We start from the raw sequence: 21338 nt of genomic DNA on the forward strand, positions 1-21338 counted from the left end.
GGCGAGGAACAGCAACGCAGGATATGGGCTGCTGGCGCCGAAGTTGACTAACAGAACTAGCCACACAGGCCACTAGGTACTGCCTTGTGTACCTGTCGGTACAAAACTCACATACCCACGACAACTTCCCCCTTGAGGCTGCATAAGCCGGTGCACCCACCGGTTTTATCCATACGCAAGGAGTGAGCCCATGATTGGTAGCGTCAGCAACTATTCGAGCTATACCAGTACCAGCAGCACCACTGCGACGAACAGCGCCCGCAGTCAGCAATTCCAGAAAGAGCTGTTCGCCAAACTCGACAGCAACGGTGACGGTTCGGTCGATAAGGACGAACTGAAAAGTGCCCTCTCGCAGAAAAGCGATAACGGCGTTCTGGTCAGCCTGACCAAAAACTTCAGCAAGCTGGACAGTGACAGCAGCGGCAGCCTCAGTAGCGAAGAAATGGCCGCTATGGCTCCCCCGCAACCAGTTGCCAGCGATCAGGCGCCGGATACTCAGCTGGCCGATGCGCTGATCAGTGCCCTGGACAGCAACGGTGACGGCGCCATCAGCAATGACGAGCTGAGCAGCGGCCTGACCAACGCTGGCAGCACTGCCGACAGTTCAAAGATATTCTCGGCGCTGGACAAGAATCAGGATGGCAGCGTCAGCAAAGACGAACTGGCTGCCAGCCTCGCCCCGCCACCGCCGCCACCTCAGCAAACGTCCAGTTCAGAGCTTTTCAGCCAGCTTGATGCAAACGGCGACGGCAGTGTCAGCGCCAGTGAACTGAGCAGCGCGCTGCAAGCCAGCGACAGCAGCTCCAACACCTCTAGCGCCTCCAGCAGCACCGACAGCAGCGCGGCGCTGCTCAAAGCACTAGACACTGACAACAGCGGCGGTATCAGCAGCGATGAGCTCAAGACAGCGCTGCAAGCAGGTCGCAGCCAGGACAGCAGCTCTCAGAGTGACAAGGCCAATATCGCTGAAGCCTTGAGCAAGATGATCGCCAACCTGAGCAAACAGTATCAGCTGAACAACGTGGCGACCGTCGGTACAAACCTGAACGTCGCGACGTGAGTCAAAAGCCAGGTAGCGTCGAGTGGTGAGCGAACGCCGCGTCCCCCCTGTAGGAGCGTCGACCGGCTGCTCCTACATCAGCATCAGCGCTTGTCGTCCACTCGCGCCTGACTGACACTCCAATCCGTCAACAGGCTATAGGCCACAGCCAGCAAGGTCGGGCCGATGAACAGGCCGATAAAACCAAACGCAATCAATCCGCCAAACACCCCGAGCAGCACGATCACCAGCGGCAGCGTGCCGCCGCGGCTGATCAGGTACGGCTTGAGCACGTTGTCCACGCCACTGATGATCAGTGTCCCCCAGATCCCGAGGAACACCGCCATGCCGTACTCGCCTTTCCAGGCCAGCCACGCGGTAGCGGGAATCCACACCAGCGGCGGCCCCATTGGTATCAGGCTGAGCAGGAAGGTGGCAATGCCGAGCACCAATGCACCGGGCACACCGGCAATCAGGAAACCGATCAACGCCAGGATCGCCTGTGCAGCGGCAGTGCCGATAACGCCGTTGACCACCCGCTGCACCGTGCCAGCCACCAGTTCGATGTAGTAACCGGCACGATCACCAATCAGCCGTTCCAGCAAGCGATGGACAAACATCGCCAATCGCGGCCCGTCTCGATAGAAGAAAAACACGAAGACGATGCTCAAGGTCAGCTCAAGAATCCCGCCCCCGATCTGCGCGCTGCGTGCCAGCAACCAATTGCCGACCTGCCCCAGATATGGTTTGACCGCGACTATCATGGCCGCGCCCTGTTGGTCGATGCTGTTCCAGATTCCTACCAGCCGCCCGCCGACAAGGGGGACAGCCGCCAGCCAGGTGGGCGCCTGAGGAAGACCATCGACCTGCACATCTTTGATAAACGCCACGACGTCGCGCACATGATCTGCCAGATTGAAACCAAGCCAGACCAGCGGAACCGCCACCAGCAACATCCAGCCCAGAGTCAACAGCGCAGCGGCCAGGGATTCGCGGCCATTCAACCAACGGGTTAGCAAGCGCATCAGCGGCCAACTGGCAAACGCCAGTACCGCGCCCCAGAACATTGCCGACCAGAACGGCGCCATCACCCAGAAACTGGCACCGAACAGCACCAGGAGCAGGATCTGCACCAGCAGACGATCGTTATTGACCATGAAAGATCTCGTGAAAGATGAACGAATAAGAGAGTAGGCGAACGGCCTGGGGCCGTCCGCCCTGAGGGAGCTTAACGCAGTAATTCGACGTGCAGACCTGCCGCTCGCGCGCTGCCGGTCTCCATCCGCGCCGCTCGCACGCCCTGCCCGATCAGCGCCTGCCGCCAGGCCTCGGCGTTAGGGCCGGAAACACTGACCCGCATCGTCGTATCGAGGTTCAGCCCGCGCGACAGCAAGGTCAACCAGACAGGTAACGGCTCACCGTTCAGCTTCGGAAAGTCGAGCTCGCCGGTATCCTTGAGCTGACGCAACAAAGTTGCTGAAGTCGGCATCAACTCGCCAAGCGGTGCGCTGGCGTCAAACTGCTCGACATGCAGGTAAGCCCGGCGATTGCCGCGGGTGATGCTGTACAACGCCACCAGCGAGTTGTCCCGAGGCGCCGCCAGACGCAACAGCAGATACGCCTGCTGATCGTCGGTGCCATACAACTTGGCGTTGCGGAAGACTTCGTTGGCCCACAGGTTGCTTTCCCCGCAATCACGGGCCTGGCACCAGAACAACAACTCGGCGCCCTGCTTCTGCAAGGCCTCACGGGCTACGGTGAAGGCTTCGGTTGAAGAATGCTCGGGCGGCAATTCGTAGGTCACCGAGGTGGCTTGCCCGCGAACGCTGACCTGGCCGTCGTAGCGCAGCTGACCACTGATTTTACGGATCGCTCCCAATGGGTAGATCCGCTCCACGTCTGCCGCTGGCCGGTAGTCGACGATCTGCGCATCGGCCAAACGCGGCACCAACGGCAAATCGTGACTCCCGGGCACATCGGCGGCGAACAACAAAGGACTGAAACAGCACAGACCGAAAATACGGATTAAACGCATGGGTACTTTCATCGAATCAACATGGCCTGGGCGCCCTTGACGACACTGGCGTCGTCGATGCGTGGTGGCACCTGCAAGCCGCGCTGCACCGCAGGACGGGCCTCCATGGTTGCCATCCAGCGCTGCAAGACCGGCAAGCCGTCTACCGAGACACCGGACCACTCATAGCCTCGGACCCACGGATACGTCGCGATATCGGCAATGCTGTAATCACCGGCCAGAAATTCGACGGCGTTCAGGCGGGTGTTGAGCACTTCATACAAACGGCGGGTTTCATGTTGATAGCGGTCGATGGCACCTTGAAGTTTTTCCGGGAAATAGCGAAAAAACACATTGGCCTGACCTTGCATCGGGCCGATGCCCCCCATCTGGAACATCAGCCACTGCATGACCACCGAACGCCCCTTGGGGTCTTTGGGCATGAGTTGCCCGCTCAGTTCGGCCAGATAGACAAGAATCGCACCGGATTCAAACACGACGAAATCGCCATTGGCACGGTCGACAATCGCCGGAATCCGGCCATTGGGATTGATCTTGAGAAAGTCTGGAGCCTTTTGCTCCTTTTTGTCGAAACTCAAGGCATGCACCGTGTAGGGCATGCCGAGTTCCTCGAGCACGATAGAGACCTTGTGGCCATTCGGGGTCGCAGCGGTGTAGAGATCTATCATGGTTGTCTCCCATTTCAACCCGCCCAGCCTCGACAGTTGCCCGCTGCAAGTCAAGGAACGGCGAAGAACCGATTGAAACAGTCTGCAACAAGGGCGGCGCCGGGCTCATCATTCAGGTGCAAATGATGGCCGCCGGGCAGCTGTTCACGGCTAAAGGGTAGACGCTCCAGCAATTCTGGATGTTGGGCCAGCATGCCATCCTCGGCGATCACCAGTTGGGTCGGGCAACTGATGCGCTGTACGAAGGCCATTGCCTGTTCTTCTGTCAGACGTAGCGGCGAAGCCAGGGTCAAACGGCTGTCGCTGCGCCAGGTATAGCCCCCAGGCACGGGCATGAGTCCGCGCTGGGCCAGCAACTCCGCAGCTTCGCGGCTGACGGCGACCAGGCCTTTCATTCGCGCTTCGATGGCGCGATCCAGCGTGCTGTAGACCGGTTTGCGTTTGTCTTGCAGATTCAGTTGAGCCTGTAGGGCCATACCCAGGCGTTCGGCGGCGTTTTCGCCTTTGGCGGTCGGAGGAATGACTCCGTCGATCAGCGCCAACTGCGTCACACGCTCCGGCAGAGCGCCAGCCAGCACCAGCGAAACAATCGCCCCCAGTGAGTGCCCGAGCAGGGCAAAGCGTTTCCAGCCAAGTTGCTCGGCGACTTGCAGCACGTCGTAAACGTAGTCCCACAGCGCGTAACCGGCACCCGGCGGTCGATGTCCGGAATGACCGTGCCCGGCCATGTCCAGAGCAACGATGCGCAACCCCTTTAGCTTCGGCGCCAGGCGCGCGAAGCTGTTGGCGTTGTCCAGCCAGCCATGCAAGGCAATCACTGGCACGCCGTCTTCGGGGCCAAACAGATGCGCGGCCAGCTCAATATGCGGCAGACTCAGACGAACTTCTTCAACAGGAGTTTTCATGCGCAACTCCGCTCACTGCGGCCTTCCCAGCGACTGAACAGACTCTTGAGCAGCGTGGCGGTGTCCTGTGGGCGTTCAAGGGGAAACATATGCCCGCCAGGCATGGTCAGCGACTCGCCGTGAGGCAACCGCCCCACCGAGCTTGCGTGATGGCGCATCACCACACGGCTCTGGCTTCCGCGAACCACCGCCAGCGGCACTTTCAACTGCCGTGCGCGGCCGGGACTGGTATGCGGGACGCCACGGTAAATGCTGATTTCCGTCGCCGGATCGAAACTCAAGCGCAGACGATCACCGACCTTGTGCAGACCATGTTGCAGGTAAGCGTCGAAACATTCCGGGTCAAAGCCGCGAAACAGGGTTTTACCGGCGAAATAGTGCCGCGCGGACTCCATATCAGCGAATTCTTCCCGCCGCCCCAGGGTCCGTCCGGCCGGGGTCAGCCGGTCGATAAAACCGAAGCGCTTGGCTGCACGTATCACCCACTGATCAGCGCGGGTCAGCACTGGAGAATCAAGCATCACTACGCCGCGATAGAGCTGCGGGCAACGCAAAGCCGCATGCAGATGCAGGACGCCACCGAAGGAATGCCCGACACCCCACACAGGCGCAGGCTGCTGCTCAAGGTGATGAATCAGCTCATCCACCAGATTCTGCCAGTTATCGTCCACCGGGAACCGTGGGTCATGGGCATGCTGCGGCAAATGCGCGACGTCATATTCCGGCGCCAGCGCAGCGAACAACTTACCGTAGGTGGCCGAAGGGAAACCATTGGCGTGAGCGAAAAACACCTGCTGCGACATACCCGCGCATCCATAAACGAAAACAGGTATTGATTGTCCGCAAGACACTGCTCAACAGCAATGACCGTAACTGCCAGGAATGGTGACACTCAGGCCAACGCTATGGGCTTTTCAGCGGGCTGGAGGTGTTTCACCCAGCGGCACCACGGCCATGGTCAGCCGGGAGACGCAACTGGCCTTGCCTTCATCGCTGCTCAGGCGGATGTCCCAGACATGAGTGGTGCGGCCGATATGAATCGCTCGCGCTACCGCTGTCACCCGTCCGCTGCGCAACCCGCGCAAGTGGTTGGCGTTGATTTCAAGACCCACGCAATAGAACTTGCTGGCATCGATACACAGGAAACTGGCCATGGAGCCGACCGTTTCGGCCAGCACCACCGAGGCGCCGCCATGCAGCAAGCCATAGGGCTGATGGGTGCGATGGTCGATGACCATGCTTGCAGTCAGGGACTCTTCATCAAAGGATTCGAAACGGATATCCAGTATTTCGCCAATGGTGTTTTTCTGGATCGCGTTCAGTTGTTCAATGTTGGGAGTGGTACGCCACAGACTCATTGCTACATCCTTTATGGGTTTTATATCGTGTCAATCCTGCCACAGCACCGCTTCGCAACGCTCGCTCCACTCCTGGAAGCGCGCGCCATAGGCAGTCTCGATCACGTTGCGTTTGATTTTCAAGGTTGGAGTCAGGAAACCGTTTTCCACCGCCCAACTGTCTTTTACCACCACCAACCGACGCAAGCGTTCGTGTTGATCGAGCACGCCATTGACCTCTTCAAGCAAGGCTTCCAGGCTGGAATGCAAACTACTGCGAGCCGCACTGGCAGCATCTTGAAGGCCGACCGCCGACAGCACACACAGCCCCAGCGGCGCGCTCAAACCGTCACCAACCACACACACCTGCTCGATTCGTGAATGCACCGCCAGACGATTTTCGATCGGTGCCGGCGCAACATATTTGCCTTTGCTGGTCTTGAAGATTTCCTTGATCCGTCCGGTCAGCCGAAGATTGCCTTCGGCGTCCCCCTCGCCTTTGTCGCCGGTGCGCAGGAAACCATCTTCGGTGATGGTTTCAGCGGTTTTCTGCGGATCCTTGAAGTAACCGAGCATGCTCGCCCCGCTACGCACCAGCACTTCGCCCGACGGATCGATACGCACCTCGACTTCCGGACAAGGTCCACCGATCCAGCCTGGTTTGTGCGAGCCTCCACGACCGACGTGGGAATAGCCGCAATTCTCGGTCATGCCATAGACCTCCAGCACATCCAGACCGAGCCGTTGGTACCACTCAAGCAAGGTCTGTGGCACCGGCGCGGCACCGGACAAGGCAATGCGCAAGGCATCGAGCCCCAACCCGACAAGCACTTTGTGTCCTACCCACCGGCCAATGACCGGCAAGCCCAGCAGGAAATCCAGGCGTTTGGCGGGCATTTTGCTGTACACGCCCATCTGGAACCTGGTCCAGATCCGCGGCACACCGAACAGCGCGGTAGGCCGGGCGCGCTTCAGGTCAGTGAGGAAAGTGTCCAGGCTCTCGGCAAAAAATACCGTTTGCCCTGTGTAGATCGACGCCAGTTCGACAAACATTCGTTCGGCCACATGACACAGCGGCAAGTACGACAGCAGTCGATCCGACGCCCCCAGACCAAACAGTTGCGTGCCGTGGGTGGTGGCGAAACCGAGATTACCGAAGCTATGCATCACACCCTTGGGCAGGCCGGTGGTACCAGAGGTGTAAATGATCGTCGCCAATTGCGAGGCCGTGGGCAGCGGGTCGTCCTGAATGGGTGAACTGCGTTGCAAGTCGGCCCAGCTGAAATCGAACGCCCCTGGCGGACATAGCGGCAGACTGATGGTCGGCAATCCGGGCTTGACCCCGGACGCCATGCCCGGCCAGTCATCCAGCTTGCCGATAAACACCAGCGCCGACTCTGAATGTTCGAGCACCTGGGACACCGAGTCGGAGGTCAGGTTGGGATACAGCGGGACGGACACATGTCCGGCCATCCAGATCGCCAGGTCGGCGATGATCCAGTGCGCACAGTTTTTTGAAATGATTGCGATATGACTGCCTGGCGGCAGCTCCCGTGAGCGGAGCCAGTGAGCTGCACAGCGGGCCTGATGGCCGACATCGGACCAGCTCAGGGTTTCGACCTGCCCGCCACCCAGCGGCTGAACCAGAAAACGCTGGCGGGGATGACGAGCTTCACGCTCGTAGAACACTTCCAGCGGCAAACGAAAAGTGCGAGACATACGCCCCCTCCCTTTTGTTTTATGTGGAGGCAAGCGTAGTCAACCAAGCAGTTGCTTGGTTGACTATTTCACAGAGAAGTCAGGGAGCAGAAGTCATGAACTTGTGGCGAGCGGGTTCGACTTTATGCTTACGGATGTTTGACACTTTTGAGAGTCATCAAACCCGCCAGCGGCCAGTCACCTTCGAGTTCGGCCAGGCCAGCGGTGCCCACCCGCTGCAGTTCGCGCCAGTGACCGTGTTGCAGATAGGCAATCAGGTTGCTGACCAGCGGGTTATGGCTGACCAGCAGCACGTTGTCCAACGAGTCGAGCTCATCCACCACTGCCGGCGGATCGTTGTCGGGAGTCAGCCACTTCACGGTGTGGACCTCAGGCTCGAAGCCCAGGGCTTCGCGCACCAATTGCGCGGTCTGCTGCGCCCGAGTGTAAGGGCTGGCGTAGATGGCGCTGATCGGTTGGCCGATCAGCTGCGCAGCGCTGCTCAGCACTTCCTTGCGGCCATTCTCGGTCAGGTTGCGTTCGGCATCGCTGCCGGCGTTGGGCTCGGCTTCACCGTGACGCAGCACCCAGAGTTTCATAGCTTCGGCTCCTCATCCCGTGCCGGATGCGGTGCAGGCGGTACGGCATGCGGCGCTTCGCCTTCGGGTGCGCGCGGGGTCGGCCAATCGGCGAACGGCCAGGGTTTCTGGTCACTGTGGAAACTGCCGAAGCGACCGATCTGCGCCAGGAACTGGCTCAGGCTGTCGCCGAAATTCATCAGGCTGGCACTCGGCGCACCGTAGATCAGCCGGTAAATGAGTTGCACCAGCACCACAGCGCCGAGGATGAATTGTGCCACTTGCCAGACCAGTACATACACGAGCATCCACATCACACGCAGCAAAATGGACTCGTATTTGGCTTCGTTCTTTGGATCGTTCATGTCTCGCTCCTTGTCGTGCTCAATTGAAACCACTGGTGGAGATAAAGTCGACATCGGTTTTCGGCTCGCCGCGCATCAACAACTCGATAATCTGGTTGAGCGTGCGCCCTTCGAACAAAATCGCATGCAACCCGGCGACCAACGGCATGTAGACCCCCAACTCCTGAGCCTTGACCTTGAGCACCTTGAGGGTGTTGACGCCCTCGGCGACTTCGCCCAAACGGGTCACGGCGTCCTCCAGGCTCAAGCCCTGGCCAAGGGCAAAGCCCACTTGATAATTGCGGCTCTTGGGTGACGAGCACGTGACAATCAAGTCGCCAACCCCGGCCAGGCCAAGAAAGGTCATGGGGTTTGCGCCCTGACTGACCGCGAAACGGGTCATCTCCGCCAATGCCCGAGTGATCAGCATACTCTTGGTGTTTTCACCCATGCCCAATGCTACGGCCATGCCGGCAATGATCGCGTAGACGTTTTTCAGTGCCCCGCCCAACTCCACACCAAATCGGTCGGCGCTGGCGTAAACGCGGAAAGTACGGCCATGCAGCGCCGCCTGGACGCGCTGGCAGAGTTCTTCGTCTTCACTGGCGACCACCGTAGCGGTCAATGCGTGCTCGGCCACTTCCCGGGCCAGGTTCGGCCCGGACAACACGCCGATTCGTGCTTGCGGAGCGATTTCTTCAAGAATCTCGCTCATCAACTTGAAGGTCTGTGCCTCAATGCCTTTGGTCAGACTGACCAGCAGTTTGCCGCTCAGGCGCTCGGCATGGGGAGCCAACACCGAGCGCAACGCGCTGGATGGTAACGCCACGAAACACAGATCGCAGTCGATCAGCGTCGCCAGCAGGTCAGTGACCGGCTCCACCGCAGGGTGAACCTTGATGCCCTTGAGGTAGCGCGGATTCTCGCGGTGCACCCGAATGGCCTCGGCCTGTTCAGGGTCACGCATCCATTGGCGCACCTGGTGACCGTTCTCGGCCAGCAAATTGGCCACGGCGGTACCAAAACTTCCGCCTCCCAGGACCGCAATAGGGCGCTGTTCAGTCATATGCAATCCGTTAATCCATACCAGTGGCGATGCCCGCATTATACGGGGCAGCCTTCAGGCGGCCAGCCCCACAATCAATTACCGCTAATTGCCGGGATCTGACTGTTTCGACCTATGAATGGCGGGGGTTATCGACTGGAAAACCCGCCCAGCTCGGTTAACATGCCCGCCTATTACCTGCTATCAAGGCTGTGCCGTGTACCTTGGCCCTTCCAATCCACCCTCATCACTGGTCCTGGCGCTGATGTTCAGCAACCCGCTGTTGGCCGACGATCTGTTTCTTGACAACCGGCCACTGCCGCAAGTGCTGACCGCTACACGCCTGAAACAGTCCCCAGCGGCAGTTCCCGGCAGTATGACGATAATCGACAGTGAGCTGATCAAGACCAGCGGCGCCCGGGATATCAGCGAACTGCTGCGCCTGGTGCCCGGGATGATGGTCGGCAGTATCAGCGGCAATCAGGCCACGGTGAACTATCACGGTACCAACGCCAGCGAAGCGCGGCGCATGGAGCAATGGAAAGGTGGCGCCAGGCAAACCCTGTGCGGCGATATCGACCAAGGCCCCCGTGAATCACGCTACGATCTCGAACTGCAGGACACCCCGAGCCTGTCCGATAGCCTGCGGCTGGTCAGCGGGATGAACTATCGTTACGACAAGGCAGACTCCGAGACCTGTTTCAATGGCACCCTCGACGACACCATCTGGCGCTTGTTCGATCAGCTTGAGTGGAGAGCAAGCGAGCACTGGCTGCTCCAGGGCGGTGCCATGTTCGAAGACACCCGGTTGACTGGCAGTTCGCTGACTCCGCGGATGGCGGTCAATTATCTGATCAACCCGCGCCACGGCCTGCGCGCCGTGCATTCAGAAGCCATCCGTTCGCCTGACATGTTCGAGAACAACGTCAACTGGAGTTATCGGGTCACCAACCTGAACCCCAAAGCCTACGGACAATCCAGCGCCCAATACTTTGTCAAGACTCGCGGCCCGGGCGATCCCGAAAAAGAACGCATGCGTTCGCGAGAATTGGGTTACAACGGCTTTTTTGCCGATATCGGGCTGACCGTCGACATGAAGCTGTTCTATGACGAAATAACCGGAATGATCAGCGAACCGCTGCGTAACAACCAATACATCGCCAGCAACTCGAACGCCTCACGTTTCTCAGGCACCGAAACCCAGCTCGACTGGCGGATGAGCGCCACGTTCTCTACTTCAGCGCGGAGTTAGAGTTCTAGCATGGATGAACGTCCGTCACAGGAGACACCAGCCCCTGGCCATCTGCTCAGATCAGTGTGCCTGGCCTTTGTCTGCCTGTTCGCAAGCGTTACGGTCCGGGCCGCCGACATTTTGCTGACCGGTGCCGAAGATAGCCCCGGCGTGCAGTCCTTCACCCAAGCCTTGAGCCAACTGCGTCCCAAAGACACGGTGCACTTCAGTTCGCTGACTGAGCTGCCTGCGCCGAGCAAACTGCCGTCAGGCACACGACTGATCCTGCTCGACCTGCCGAGCCTGGACTGGCGCCTGCAAGACGCCCAGGGACCGGCCACATTGGTACTGCGCATCAGTCGGCTGCAAGCACGGCAACGTCTGGGCAACAGCTTGCCCGCCCGACTCAGTCTGCTGTGGAGCGACCCTCCACTGGACCGGCAACTGCGCCTGGCCCAAAGCATCCTGCCGCAAGCCCGGCGAGTTGGCGTGCTCTATCACAGCCACAGCGAATTTCTCTTGAAAGAACTGCGTCAGGCCGCACAACTGCTGGGCCTGGAAATCGTCGCCGAGCGATGGGACAACACCAGTGACAGCCGCCCGCTTCAGGCATTGCTGAAAGACAGCGACGTGCTACTGGGCCTCGACGATTACGACCTGTACAGCCCGAAAACCGCGAAAAATCTGCTACTCAGCAGTTATACCCGGCAACGGGCGCTGATCGGCCCCAATGCCGGCTTCGTCAAGGCCGGTAGCCTGGCCAGTACCTACAGCGATCAAAACGACTGGCTGGCCACTCTCGACACCCTGCTCGACCGCCCGACCGCCAGCTGGCCGCGCGCACTGTATCCGCAACGATTCAAAGTATTGAGCAACCCGCAAGTGGCACGCTCACTGGGCATCGAGCCGATCGACGAACAGTCTGTCGCGACCCGGTTGGCCGAAGGAGAAAACCGCCCATGACCTTCCGTCGTCGCTGGGACATCAATACCCGCACCCAGATCATCAGCCTTGGCCCGGCGTTGCTGCTGACATTGCTGCTGATCAGCTTCTTTACCTTCGTGCGGATTCAGGATTTGCGCCAGGAGCTGAACCACACCGGACAACTGATCGCCAACCAACTGGCGCCGGCCACCGAATACGGGGTGATTTCCGGCAACAATGAGGTGCTCGAGAGCTTGTTGAAAGCCACCCTGACGATCTCACATGTGCGTTTTCTGGAAGTACAGGACAGCACCAACAACATACTGGTGTACGTCGAACAGCCCTCGGAAACTGTCAGTCGATCGCAACAGGTCGAAGTATTCCAGGCGCCAGTACGCTTGCAACGGATCAAGCTCAACAATGATTTCTTTCAGGACGGCAGTTCACCGGCCATAGCACCTGCCGAGGACTATCTGGGTCGGGTGATCGTCGGTATGTCTAACGATGCCTTCAGTCAGCGCCAGCAAGGAATCCTGCTCAAGGCCGCAATCCTCGCGTTGTTTGCCTTGTTGTTCACCTTCCTGCTCGCCCGCCGCCTGGCCGCACGCCTGTCGCAGCCAATCAGCGCCATGGGTAACGCGGTCAAGGCCATTCAACAGGGCGACTACAGCACCCCGCTGCCGATCGTCGACGATGCCGAACTTGGCAGCCTGTCACGGCATATCAACAACCTCGCCGCCGGTCTCGAGCAAGCCAGCCGCGAACAGCATCAGGCGATGGCCCAACTGATCCAGACCCGCGAAGAAGCGGAAAAGGCCAACAACGCCAAATCCGACTTCCTGGCCATGATGAGCCACGAACTGCGCACGCCAATGAATGGCGTGCTGGGCATGCTGCAATTGCTCGAAACCACCGAGATGACAGAGGAACAGGTCGAATACGCGGCACTTGCCTCAGAGTCCACCGAACACCTGCTCAAGGTGATCAACGACATCCTCGACTTCTCGCGCATCGAGCGTGCCGCGCTGGAACTGGAACATATCCCGTTCAACCTTGCCGATCTGATCACCAGTTCCGCCCAGGCATTCCAGCACAGTGCGCTGCAGCGCGGCCTGAGCCTTGAGCTGAGGATCCCGGCCGGCATGGAGTCGCTGCAGGTTCAGGGCGATCCGACACGAATCCGGCAGATCCTGGTCAACCTGATCGGCAATGCGCTGAAATTCACCGAACAAGGCAGCGTGACAATTGAACCGCAATGGCAATCTCTGGACCATCAGGTGCTGTGGTTTACCTGCAGCGTGCGTGACAGCGGCATCGGTATCCCGGAGCAAAGCCTGGAGCTGATGTTCAATGCGTTTCAACAGGCCGACAGCACGATTTCCCGACGCTATGGCGGCACCGGGCTTGGTCTGCCGATCGCCCGTACACTCGCCGAGCGGATGGGCGGCACCCTGCGCGCCCGGAGCGAGGAGGGACGCGGCTCGGTCTTTACTCTGGAGATACCGTTGGCGTTGTATCAGCAAAGCTTGCCGACGCTTACAACGCGGGTACCGTCAGGACATACCCATGGCGAGGGTCGCAATGTGTTGCTGGTCGAGGATAATCCGGTCAACCGGACAGTGATCGAGGCAATGCTGCGCAGTCTGGGCTTTACCGTCAGCGTCGCCACCGACGGCGCACAAGCCATTCGCAGCGCTGAGAGCCTGATATTCGAAGCAATTCTGATGGACTGCCGGCTGCCGCTTATCGACGGCTATGAAGCCACCCGCCAGATCCGCCAACTGCCGGGTTGCGCCGAGCTGCCGATCATCGCCCTGACAGCCAATGCCTTGCAGGGAGACCGTGAAGCCTGTCTTGACGCCGGAATGAATGATTATCTGGCCAAGCCGTTCAAACGTGCTGATTTGCAGCAAATTCTGCAACGCTGGGTGCACTAGGGTCTGTTGACGTTTGGTGACAACCGCGACGGCACCAAACGTCAACAGACCCTGGCACAGAGGTTTCGACGATCTGCGACTGGCGTGAAATGCGAAAGTGCGGCAGTCTTAGGCACCCAAACAGGCCCTGAAACGCGCCTGAATAAAATTTTCAGTGCACAAGTGTACATTCATACCCTTTGTGCTGTGACTTTCACTACAACGCAATAGTCTATGAGTAGGCTGTCGATTCGAGGCATGAACGCTTCGATCGGTCGGGAAGATTTGCCCCACCCTGCCGCATGGGACTATTGAGGAGCTCGCATGACCAAACAAAACGCCTTTACCCGGGAAGATCTGCTGCGCTGCAGTCGCGGTGAGCTGTTCGGCCCAGGTAACGCGCAACTGCCCGCCCCGAACATGCTGATGGTGGATCGCATCACCCATATCAGCGCAGAGGGCGGCAAGTACGGCAAAGGTGAATTGGTCGCCGAGCTGGATATCAATCCGGACCTGTGGTTCTTCGCGTGCCACTTCGAAGGCGACCCGGTGATGCCTGGCTGCCTGGGCCTGGATGCCATGTGGCAACTGGTCGGTTTCTTCCTGGGCTGGCAAGACCTGCCAGGCCGTGGTCGCGCATTGGGTTCGGGAGAGGTAAAATTCTTTGGCCAGGTCTTGCCGACTGCCAAGAAAGTTACTTACAACATTCAGATCAAACGCGTCATGCGCGGCAAGCTGAACATGGCCATCGCCGATGGTTCTGTCACCGTCGACGGTCGCGAGATCTACACCGCCGAAGGCCTTCGGGTCGGCGTATTTACTTCCACTGACAACTTCTAAGGGTTATCCGCATGCGCCGCGTCGTTATCACTGGTCTGGGCATCGTTTCGTGCCTGGGCAATGACAAAGAGACCGTCTCCGCTAACCTGCGTGCAAGTCGCCCTGGCATCCGTTTCAATCCGGAATATGCCGAAATGGGTCTGCGTAGCCAGGTTTCCGGCTCCATTGACCTTAACCTCGAAGAGCTGATCGATCGCAAGATCTATCGCTTCGTCGGCCACGCAGCGGCTTACGCTTACCTGGCCATGAAAGATGCCATCGCCGACTCCGGCCTGACCGAGGAGCAAGTCTCCAACCCGCGTACCGGCCTGATCGCCGGTTCCGGCGGCGCGTCGACCCTCAACCAGATGGAAGCGCTGGACATCCTGCGCGAGAAAGGCGTCAAGCGTGTCGGCCCATACCGCGTTACGCGGACCATGAGCAGCACGGTTTCCGCTTGCCTGGCCACACCCTTCAAGATCAAGGGCCTGAACTACTCCATCGCTTCTGCCTGTGCCACCAGTGCTCACTGCATCGGTACTGCCATGGAACAGATCCAGATGGGCAAGCAGGACATCGTTTTTGCCGGCGGCGGTGAAGAAGAGCATTGGAGCCAATCGTTCCTGTTCGACGCCATGGGCGCACTGTCCAGCCAGTACAACGACACCCCGGAAAAAGCTTCCCGTGCTTACGATGCCAAGCGTGACGGTTTCGTCATCGCTGGCGGTGGCGGCATGGTCGTGGTTGAAGAGCTGGAACATGCTCTGGCTCGCGGCGCGAAGATCTATGCGGAAATCGTCGGCTACGGCGCGACCTCCGACGGCTACGACATGGTCGCTCCAAGCGGCGAAGGCGCCATCCGCTGCATGCAGATGGCCATGTCCACCGTCGACGCACCGATCGACTACCTGAATACCCACGGCACTTCGACTCCGGTCGGCGACGTCGCGGAAATGAAAGGCGTACGTGAAGTTTTCGGCGACAAGGCTCCAGCCATCAGCTCCACCAAGAGCCTGTCCGGTCACTCCCTGGGCGCCGCTGGCGTTCACGAAGCGATCTACTGCATGCTGATGATGGAAGGCAACTTCATGGCGGGCTCCGCCAACATCGACGAACTGGATCCGGAAGTGGCTGACATGCCAATCCTGACCAAGACTCGCGAAGACGCCACCATCAATACCGTGATGAGCAATAGCTTCGGTTTCGGTGGCACCAACGCCACCTTGGTACTGAAGCGCTGGCAGGGTAAGTAAGCCCTCGCCGTCTCGCCACATAAAAAACGCCCCGACTGGTTCGGGGCGTTTTTTATTGGGTTTTAAAAAGACAAGACCACGGTGCTCGAGGGTGTGACGCAGAAATGACCGACCGACGATAGAGCAAAGCGCCGAAACCTCCGTGGCAAGGGGAGCCGTGCAAAGAAAGTGGAGCGCCTGAAGGAACAGATGTTCTATAACTGAATGCTGTTTCCCCCCGCACTATTGTTTCCCGGTGCGCGACCTTTCTCACTGCCTATGAGGTTTAACATGACCATTACCGTCAATACCGAATCCAGCGAAAGCTTTCGTCACAGCATCCAGATCGACGACCATCAACTCTTCACCGATCTGCCCAAGGCCCAGGGCGGCGAGAGTTCCGCGCCAGAGCCCCACGATTACTTCGATGCCGCGCTGGGTGCCTGTAAAGCCCTGACCCTCAAGTTCTACGCGCAAAAGAAAGGCATCCCGCTGACCGGGGTCACCGTCGAAGTCAAACATGACAACAGCCAGGAACAGAAAGGCAAATACGCCCTGCAGGTCAAACTTACCCTCAAGGGTGTGCTCACCGACGCTCAGCGCGAAGAACTGCATCGTGTGGCTGATCGCTGCCCGGTGCACAAGCTGATGACTACCAGCGAAGTCACCATCGAGACCCTGTTATCGGAAGGCGCTTTCAGCCAGTAGCGGCAGGTGCCGTCGCAGCGGGTTATGCTCTGTCGTATAACCCGCTGAGCCTGGAACGCACCATGAACACACTGATCGTGATCCGCCCGCGTACCGAGGATGTCGAAGGACAACCGATCCTGCGCCCGCTGCCTTCGGCCAAGTGCCGCAGCGTCGGCCCTTTCGTGTTTTTCGACCACATGCTCAAAACCCGCTATCCGGCAGGCAAAGGCATGAACATCCGTCAGCATCCGCATATCGGCCTGTCCACGCTGACCTACCTGTTCGAAGGGGAAATCCAGCACAAGGACAGCCTCGGCTCGGATCAGCAGGTGAAACAGGGTGACGTCAGCTGGATGACTGCCGGCAGCGCCATCGCCCATGTCGAACGCACCCCCGAATCACTCAAGGCCAGCGGCTTCAGCATGCACGGCTTGCAAATCTGGCTGGCCTCCCCGAAAGAACACGAACAAGGTCCGGGCCATTACAGCCATTACCCGGCCGACCGCCTGCCGACCAGCGACAACCTCGGAGTGAAGATCCGGATGATTGCCGGTACAGGCTTTTGCCTGGAATCACCGGTACCGGTGCTCTCCCCTACGCTGTACGCCGAATTGCACCTGCAAACGGCGACAACCTTGTTGATCCCCAACGAACATGAAGAACGCGCGCTGTATGTGCTCGACGGTGACGCACAATTGAACGGCGAGCCTGTTGAAGCACACTCACTGGTGGTTTTACCGGTCGGAGAAGTCATGACCCTGTTCGCGGAAAGCGATTGTCATGCGGTGCTGTTCGGCGGCGCCCCAATGGACGGGCCCCGCAGGATCAACTGGAACTTCGTTGCCAGTGACCCGGCCCTGATCGACCAGGCCCGCGCACGCTGGGCGGCCGGGGATTGGCCGACGGTGCCGGGTGAGAGTGAGCGGATTGAGCTGCCGGTGGGGCGGAGCAAACCGACTCCGCTCTGACGATGATGATGAAGATCGTTCCCACGCTCTGCGTGGGAATGCCGCCATGGACGCTCCGCGTCCGCTTCTGAAGCTGTGACGCAGAGCGTCACGGGATGCATTCCCACGCGGAGCGTGGGAACGATCAGCGGTTGCCAGGTCAGCCCTTGAACACTTCATCCAGCAAATTGTGCATCGACACAAATGCCCGCCTCGCGGTCTTGGCGTCGTACATCATCTTGCCCGGCACATTGGCATGAGGATCAGTGAAGGAATGCACTGCGCCACCGTAGCTGAGCAGTTGCCAGTCGACGCCAGCCGCATTCATCTCATCTTCGAAAGCTGGCAGTTGCTCTTTGGCCACCAATGGATCGCAGGCGCCGTGAAGCACCAGCACCGAACCCTTGATGTTCTTGGCATCCGCCGGATTCGGCGTATCCAGCGTGCCGTGGAACGACACCGCCGCTTTCAACGGCGCGCCTGTGCGGGCCAGCTCCAGCGAGCAGCAACCACCGAAACAGAAACCGAACGCCGCCAATTTCGAGGCATCAACTGCTGCTTCGCCCTGATATTGCAGAGCCTCGAACGCCGCCTGCATACGCTTGCGCAGCAAGGCCCGGTCATTCTTCAACGGCATCATCGCCGCGCCCGCCTCGTCTGCATTTTTTGGACGAACTGACTGACCATAAAGGTCAGCAATCAACACCACATAACCTTTGGCGGCCACAGACTCGGCAATCTTTTCGGCCCCCGTGCTGACGCCCATCCAGTTCGGCGCCATCAACAGGCCCGGGCGTACGCCTTCATGGCTGGTATCGAACACCAGACGGCTTTCATAGGTTTGGCCATCGACCTGATAGACCACGGAACGAATAGTGACTTGGCTCATTTCAGACTCCCGACAGGAACACCCCCAGAATAAAAAAACCCGCTGCGAAGCGGGTTTTTTTACAACTTTGTTAAACCGACAGCTCAACCAGCAGCTTGTTTAACCGGCGCACATAGGCAGCCGGGTCTTTCAAGCTGTCACCGGCTGCCAGGGCGGCCTGATCGAAGAGGATGTGCGACAGATCGCCGAAACGCTCTTCGCTCTGCTCGTTGTCGAGCTTGCCGATCAACGGGTGAGTCGGGTTGAATTCGAAGATTGGCTTGGAGTCCGGGACTTTCTGGCCGCTGGCTTCGAGAATCTGACGCATCTGCATGCCCAGGTCCTGCTCACCAATGGCCAGGATCGCAGGGGAATCGGTCAGACGATGGGAAACCCGTACTTCGCTGACAGCTTCGCCCAAAGCGGTTTTGATGCGATCGACCAGACCTTCTTTGGTCTTGGCGACTTCTTCGGCAGCCTTCTTGTCCTCTTCCGAGTCCAGGTTGCCCAGGTCCAGATCACCGCGCGCCACGTCGACAAAGCTCTTGCCGTCGAAATCGCTGAGGTAGCTCATCAGCCACTCATCGATACGGTCGGTGAGCAGCAGCACTTCGATGCCTTTCTTGCGGAAGACCTCCAGGTGCGGGCTGTTCTTGACGGCTTCGTATTTCTCACCCGTCAGGTAGTAAATCTTGTCCTGACCTTCCTTGGCGCGAGCCAGGTATTCGGTCAGGGCAACCACTTGCTCGCCGCCTTCTTCTTGAGTCGACGCGAAACGCAACAGACCGGCGATTTTCTCTTTGTTGGCGAAGTCTTCAGCCGGGCCTTCTTTCATGACCTGACCGAAGTTCTTCCAGAAGCCTTTGTATTGCTCGGGCTCGTTCTTCGCCAGTTTGTCCAGCATGTCGAGAACGCGCTTGGTCAGCGCCGACTTCATGGAGTCGATGATCGGGTCTTTCTGCAGGATTTCCCGCGACACGTTCAGCGACAGATCGTTGGAGTCGACCACGCCTTTGATGAAGCGCAGGTACAGCGGCAGGAACGACTCAGCCTGATCCATGACGAATACGCGCTGCACATACAGCTTCAGGCCACGTGGCGCCTCACGCTGATACAAGTCGAACGGAGCACGGCCCGGCACATAAAGCAGTGAGCTGTATTCCAGCTTGCCTTCAACCTTGTTGTGGCTCCAGCTCAGCGGGTTCTCGAAATCGTGGGCAACGTGCTTATAAAACTCCTGATACTCCTCATCCTTCACTTCAGTGCGAGGGCGAGTCCACAGAGCGCTGGCGCGGTTGACGGTTTCCCATTCAAGCGCTGGCGCCTCTTCGCCTTCAGCAGCAGCCTGCTCTTTAGGCAGCTCGATCGGCAAGGCAATGTGGTCAGAGTACTTCTTGACGATGTTGCGCAGACGCCAACCATCGGCGAATTCGTTTTCACCGGATTTCAGGTGCAACACGATGCGAGTACCGCGGTCGGCTTTCTCGAGGGTAGCGACTTCGAATTCGCCTTCGCCCCTGGACGACCAATGCACGCCTTCGCTGGCAGCGAGGCCGGCACGACGGCTGAACACATCGACTTTATCGGCAACGATGAAGGCGGAGTAGAAACCGACGCCGAACTGACCGATCAGGTGCGAGTCTTTCTTCTGATCGCCCGAGAGGTGTTTCATGAAATCGGCAGTACCCGATTTGGCGATGGTCCCCAGGTGGGTGATCACATCTTCGCGGCTCATACCGATACCGTTGTCTTCGAGGGTGACGGTTTTCGCGTCCTTGTCGAAGCTCACACGGATTTTCAGTTCGGCGCCGCCTTCCAGCAAGTCAGGCCTGGACAGCGCTTCGAAACGTAATTTGTCGACCGCGTCAGAGGCGTTCGAGATCAATTCGCGAAGGAAAATTTCCTTGTTGGAATACAACGAATGGATCATGAGGTGCAGCAGTTGCTTCACCTCGGTCTGGAAGCCCAGGGTTTCCTTTTGAGTTTCCACGCTCATGGTCATCAAACTCCAATTGGATGGCATTGGCCGCGCCCCGGAGGGTTGGCGGCGGGATGTCATCAAAGTTGGGGGCTAAGACGGAGATTTCAAGGGCGCGGGTGCGACAGAGGAAACAACCAACGTCGCGCCCTGACTTTCTTCAATCTTGAAATGCGCCCGCGCCGTAGCGATAGGCTCTGCCTCAGCGCTTTGCCACGCGGTGATCGCCACGTTGGCCACCCGTCGCCCCTGACGGCAGACCTGGCATTTGGCATAGGTATCGCGAAACTGCCCGGCGCGCAGATAGTCGAGGGAGAAGTCGATAACTTTCGGTACACCGGGAGACCCGGTGAAGACCAGTAAATGCAACGCCGCGGCCAACTCCATGAAACCGGCAATCACCCCTCCATGAATGGCTGGCAATAACGGGTTACCAATATTGTCTTTGTTGGCCGGCAGGCAAAACAGCAACTCATCGCCCAGGCGCGAGCACTCGACACCGATCAACCTGGCGTAGGGGATCAGCTCCAGCAGCGCGGCGTAATCACCTTGCGCATGAGCCTGCTGCAATTGTGCCTTGAAGTTGTCCGTCATACCGCACCGCCACTGATTGCACCGCCAAAGCCTTTTGTTCCTTTGATGCCCTTGCCCATGCGCATAAAGGTCCCCACCACATGGGCAATTGGATGTTCAGGGTCATGCTGATAGGCAAAACCTCGAGCGAATATCACGTCGGTCGTCACTCGATAGCACTGGGCAAAACCATAGACATCCTTATGCGGCTCGGCCGGATGCATATAGTCGATGCGCAGGTCCAGGGTCGGACAGACCTCGAACTCCTGCAACACGCATAAGGTAGCCATGCCACAGGCTGTATCCATCAACGACGTCAATGCCCCGCCGTGAATCACGCCGGTTTGCGGGTTTCCGACAATTTGCGGACTGTAGGGCAATATCAACGTAATGCCGTCCGTCGAGGCGCTGTGAACGCTAAGCCCCAGCACCTGGCAATGGCGCAGGGCCGACAGAAAGCGCGTCGCGCGCTCAAAAATGGGGGTTTGCGCCATTCGAATAACTCTCTTGT

General features: G+C 58.9%; 21 protein-coding genes and 1 pseudogene. 8 read left to right on the plus strand and 14 right to left on the minus strand.

Features of this window, described 5'->3' with window-relative positions; all coding sequences use genetic code 11:
• Nucleotides 1-190 precede the first annotated feature (190 nt).
• Nucleotides 191-1060 (plus strand): XopAW family type III secretion system calcium-binding effector, encoded by an 870-nt coding sequence (xopAW, locus tag AC07O1_RS26690; RefSeq protein WP_495090739.1) that lies wholly within the window; start codon nucleotides 191-193, stop codon nucleotides 1058-1060.
• Between the two features lie 83 nt (nucleotides 1061-1143).
• Here xopAW and AC07O1_RS26695 read toward each other — a convergent pair whose 3' ends face one another.
• From AC07O1_RS26695 to AC07O1_RS26740, 10 genes are all read right to left on the minus strand, one after another.
• Nucleotides 1144-2196, minus strand: a complete 1053-nt coding sequence (locus AC07O1_RS26695; protein WP_495023167.1) for an AI-2E family transporter — start codon at nucleotides 2194-2196, stop codon at nucleotides 1144-1146.
• Nucleotides 2197-2267: 71 nt separating this feature from the next.
• Nucleotides 2268-3086 carry a DUF4892 domain-containing protein gene (locus AC07O1_RS26700; RefSeq protein WP_495090740.1) on the minus strand — a complete coding sequence of 273 codons (819 nt, stop codon included), beginning with the start codon at nucleotides 3084-3086 and terminating at the stop codon, nucleotides 2268-2270.
• A complete protein-coding gene (locus AC07O1_RS26705) occupies nucleotides 3083-3742 on the minus strand; it encodes a glutathione S-transferase family protein (protein WP_495090741.1) in 660 nt (219 codons plus the stop codon). The genes AC07O1_RS26700 and AC07O1_RS26705 overlap by 4 nt, the downstream gene beginning before the upstream one ends.
• Before the next feature lie 50 nt (nucleotides 3743-3792).
• On the minus strand, nucleotides 3793-4647 hold the full coding sequence (locus AC07O1_RS26710) for an alpha/beta hydrolase (protein WP_495010661.1): 855 nt from the start codon (nucleotides 4645-4647) through the stop codon (nucleotides 3793-3795).
• Nucleotides 4644-5450, minus strand: a complete 807-nt coding sequence (locus AC07O1_RS26715) for an alpha/beta fold hydrolase (RefSeq protein WP_495010662.1) — start codon at nucleotides 5448-5450, stop codon at nucleotides 4644-4646. Before AC07O1_RS26715 ends, AC07O1_RS26710 begins: the two co-directional genes overlap by 4 nt.
• A gap of 111 nt (nucleotides 5451-5561) precedes the next feature.
• Nucleotides 5562-6005, minus strand: a complete 444-nt coding sequence (locus AC07O1_RS26720; RefSeq protein WP_495090742.1) for a hotdog fold thioesterase — start codon at nucleotides 6003-6005, stop codon at nucleotides 5562-5564.
• 30 nt (nucleotides 6006-6035) lie between these two features.
• Nucleotides 6036-7703: an AMP-binding protein gene (locus tag AC07O1_RS26725; protein WP_495090743.1), complete on the minus strand. Its 1668-nt coding sequence runs from the start codon at nucleotides 7701-7703 to the stop codon at nucleotides 6036-6038.
• A gap of 128 nt (nucleotides 7704-7831) precedes the next feature.
• Nucleotides 7832-8281, minus strand: a complete 450-nt coding sequence (gene sixA, locus AC07O1_RS26730; protein ID WP_494993889.1) for a phosphohistidine phosphatase SixA — start codon at nucleotides 8279-8281, stop codon at nucleotides 7832-7834.
• Nucleotides 8278-8625, minus strand: a complete 348-nt coding sequence (locus tag AC07O1_RS26735) for a DUF4389 domain-containing protein (protein ID WP_494993890.1) — start codon at nucleotides 8623-8625, stop codon at nucleotides 8278-8280. The genes sixA and AC07O1_RS26735 overlap by 4 nt, the downstream gene beginning before the upstream one ends.
• Before the next feature lie 19 nt (nucleotides 8626-8644).
• On the minus strand, nucleotides 8645-9670 hold the full coding sequence (locus tag AC07O1_RS26740; RefSeq protein WP_495090744.1) for an NAD(P)H-dependent glycerol-3-phosphate dehydrogenase: 1026 nt from the start codon (nucleotides 9668-9670) through the stop codon (nucleotides 8645-8647).
• Between the two features lie 196 nt (nucleotides 9671-9866).
• Here AC07O1_RS26740 and AC07O1_RS26745 point away from each other — a divergent pair.
• From AC07O1_RS26745 to AC07O1_RS26775, 7 genes and pseudogenes are all read left to right on the plus strand, one after another.
• Nucleotides 9867-10874: pseudogene (locus tag AC07O1_RS26745) on the plus strand (TonB-dependent receptor domain-containing protein); the annotation flags it as partial.
• A 36-nt stretch (nucleotides 10875-10910) separates the two neighbouring features.
• Nucleotides 10911-11843 carry an ABC transporter substrate-binding protein gene (locus AC07O1_RS26750; protein ID WP_495090745.1) on the plus strand — a complete coding sequence of 311 codons (933 nt, stop codon included), beginning with the start codon at nucleotides 10911-10913 and terminating at the stop codon, nucleotides 11841-11843.
• Nucleotides 11840-13741: an ATP-binding protein gene (locus AC07O1_RS26755; RefSeq protein WP_495090746.1), complete on the plus strand. Its 1902-nt coding sequence runs from the start codon at nucleotides 11840-11842 to the stop codon at nucleotides 13739-13741. The genes AC07O1_RS26750 and AC07O1_RS26755 overlap by 4 nt, the downstream gene beginning before the upstream one ends.
• Before the next feature lie 303 nt (nucleotides 13742-14044).
• The gene (gene fabA / locus AC07O1_RS26760) at nucleotides 14045-14560 is read left to right on the plus strand and encodes a 3-hydroxyacyl-[acyl-carrier-protein] dehydratase FabA (RefSeq protein ID WP_494993894.1); all 516 of its coding nucleotides are present in this window, start codon (nucleotides 14045-14047) and stop codon (nucleotides 14558-14560) included.
• An 11-nt stretch (nucleotides 14561-14571) separates the two neighbouring features.
• The gene (gene fabB / locus AC07O1_RS26765; protein WP_495010667.1) at nucleotides 14572-15792 is read left to right on the plus strand and encodes a beta-ketoacyl-ACP synthase I; all 1221 of its coding nucleotides are present in this window, start codon (nucleotides 14572-14574) and stop codon (nucleotides 15790-15792) included.
• Between the two features lie 270 nt (nucleotides 15793-16062).
• Nucleotides 16063-16479 (plus strand): OsmC family protein, encoded by a 417-nt coding sequence (locus AC07O1_RS26770; protein ID WP_495090747.1) that lies wholly within the window; start codon nucleotides 16063-16065, stop codon nucleotides 16477-16479.
• Between the two features lie 62 nt (nucleotides 16480-16541).
• Nucleotides 16542-17429 carry a pirin family protein gene (locus AC07O1_RS26775; RefSeq protein WP_495090748.1) on the plus strand — a complete coding sequence of 296 codons (888 nt, stop codon included), beginning with the start codon at nucleotides 16542-16544 and terminating at the stop codon, nucleotides 17427-17429.
• Nucleotides 17430-17568: 139 nt separating this feature from the next.
• Here the strand turns inward: AC07O1_RS26775 and AC07O1_RS26780 are convergent, their stop codons facing one another.
• The 4 genes from AC07O1_RS26780 to AC07O1_RS26795 all read right to left on the minus strand — a co-directional run bounded on the left by AC07O1_RS26780 (nucleotide 17569) and on the right by AC07O1_RS26795 (nucleotide 21321).
• Nucleotides 17569-18297 (minus strand): dienelactone hydrolase family protein, encoded by a 729-nt coding sequence (locus tag AC07O1_RS26780; protein ID WP_495090749.1) that lies wholly within the window; start codon nucleotides 18295-18297, stop codon nucleotides 17569-17571.
• A gap of 70 nt (nucleotides 18298-18367) precedes the next feature.
• Nucleotides 18368-20272: a molecular chaperone HtpG gene (gene htpG, locus AC07O1_RS26785; RefSeq protein ID WP_495090750.1), complete on the minus strand. Its 1905-nt coding sequence runs from the start codon at nucleotides 20270-20272 to the stop codon at nucleotides 18368-18370.
• 75 nt (nucleotides 20273-20347) lie between these two features.
• Nucleotides 20348-20848 (minus strand): PaaI family thioesterase, encoded by a 501-nt coding sequence (locus AC07O1_RS26790; protein ID WP_495090751.1) that lies wholly within the window; start codon nucleotides 20846-20848, stop codon nucleotides 20348-20350.
• Nucleotides 20845-21321, minus strand: coding sequence for a PaaI family thioesterase (locus AC07O1_RS26795; RefSeq protein ID WP_495090752.1), 477 nt, complete (start codon nucleotides 21319-21321; stop codon nucleotides 20845-20847). The genes AC07O1_RS26790 and AC07O1_RS26795 overlap by 4 nt, the downstream gene beginning before the upstream one ends.
• Between the last annotated feature and the right edge of the window lie 17 nt (nucleotides 21322-21338).

This window comes from Pseudomonas sp. GW821-FHT07G10 (genome assembly GCF_059418545.1).

What these genes read in the sequence shown, in the direction of transcription:
- AC07O1_RS26715 (WP_495010662.1), bottom strand. Translation starts at nt 5,450, where the DNA reads ATGTCGCAGCAGGTGTTTTTCGCTCACGCCAATGGTTTCCCTTCGGCC.
- AC07O1_RS26735 (WP_494993890.1), bottom strand. Translation starts at nt 8,625, where the DNA reads ATGAACGATCCAAAGAACGAAGCCAAATACGAGTCCATTTTGCTGCGT.
- AC07O1_RS26710 (WP_495010661.1), bottom strand. Translation starts at nt 4,647, where the DNA reads ATGAAAACTCCTGTTGAAGAAGTTCGTCTGAGTCTGCCGCATATTGAG.
- AC07O1_RS26755 (WP_495090746.1), top strand. Translation starts at nt 11,840, where the DNA reads ATGACCTTCCGTCGTCGCTGGGACATCAATACCCGCACCCAGATCATC.
- AC07O1_RS26740 (WP_495090744.1), bottom strand. Translation starts at nt 9,670, where the DNA reads ATGACTGAACAGCGCCCTATTGCGGTCCTGGGAGGCGGAAGTTTTGGT.
- AC07O1_RS26780 (WP_495090749.1), bottom strand. Translation starts at nt 18,297, where the DNA reads ATGAGCCAAGTCACTATTCGTTCCGTGGTCTATCAGGTCGATGGCCAA.
- AC07O1_RS26770 (WP_495090747.1), top strand. Translation starts at nt 16,063, where the DNA reads ATGACCATTACCGTCAATACCGAATCCAGCGAAAGCTTTCGTCACAGC.
- htpG (WP_495090750.1), bottom strand. Translation starts at nt 20,272, where the DNA reads ATGAGCGTGGAAACTCAAAAGGAAACCCTGGGCTTCCAGACCGAGGTG.
- AC07O1_RS26725 (WP_495090743.1), bottom strand. Translation starts at nt 7,703, where the DNA reads ATGTCTCGCACTTTTCGTTTGCCGCTGGAAGTGTTCTACGAGCGTGAA.
- AC07O1_RS26750 (WP_495090745.1), top strand. Translation starts at nt 10,911, where the DNA reads ATGGATGAACGTCCGTCACAGGAGACACCAGCCCCTGGCCATCTGCTC.
- AC07O1_RS26795 (WP_495090752.1), bottom strand. Translation starts at nt 21,321, where the DNA reads ATGGCGCAAACCCCCATTTTTGAGCGCGCGACGCGCTTTCTGTCGGCC.
- AC07O1_RS26695 (WP_495023167.1), bottom strand. Translation starts at nt 2,196, where the DNA reads ATGGTCAATAACGATCGTCTGCTGGTGCAGATCCTGCTCCTGGTGCTG.
- AC07O1_RS26790 (WP_495090751.1), bottom strand. Translation starts at nt 20,848, where the DNA reads ATGACGGACAACTTCAAGGCACAATTGCAGCAGGCTCATGCGCAAGGT.
- AC07O1_RS26700 (WP_495090740.1), bottom strand. Translation starts at nt 3,086, where the DNA reads ATGAAAGTACCCATGCGTTTAATCCGTATTTTCGGTCTGTGCTGTTTC.
- xopAW (WP_495090739.1), top strand. Translation starts at nt 191, where the DNA reads ATGATTGGTAGCGTCAGCAACTATTCGAGCTATACCAGTACCAGCAGC.
- AC07O1_RS26705 (WP_495090741.1), bottom strand. Translation starts at nt 3,742, where the DNA reads ATGATAGATCTCTACACCGCTGCGACCCCGAATGGCCACAAGGTCTCT.
- AC07O1_RS26775 (WP_495090748.1), top strand. Translation starts at nt 16,542, where the DNA reads ATGAACACACTGATCGTGATCCGCCCGCGTACCGAGGATGTCGAAGGA.
- sixA (WP_494993889.1), bottom strand. Translation starts at nt 8,281, where the DNA reads ATGAAACTCTGGGTGCTGCGTCACGGTGAAGCCGAGCCCAACGCCGGC.
- AC07O1_RS26720 (WP_495090742.1), bottom strand. Translation starts at nt 6,005, where the DNA reads ATGAGTCTGTGGCGTACCACTCCCAACATTGAACAACTGAACGCGATC.
- fabB (WP_495010667.1), top strand. Translation starts at nt 14,572, where the DNA reads ATGCGCCGCGTCGTTATCACTGGTCTGGGCATCGTTTCGTGCCTGGGC.
- fabA (WP_494993894.1), top strand. Translation starts at nt 14,045, where the DNA reads ATGACCAAACAAAACGCCTTTACCCGGGAAGATCTGCTGCGCTGCAGT.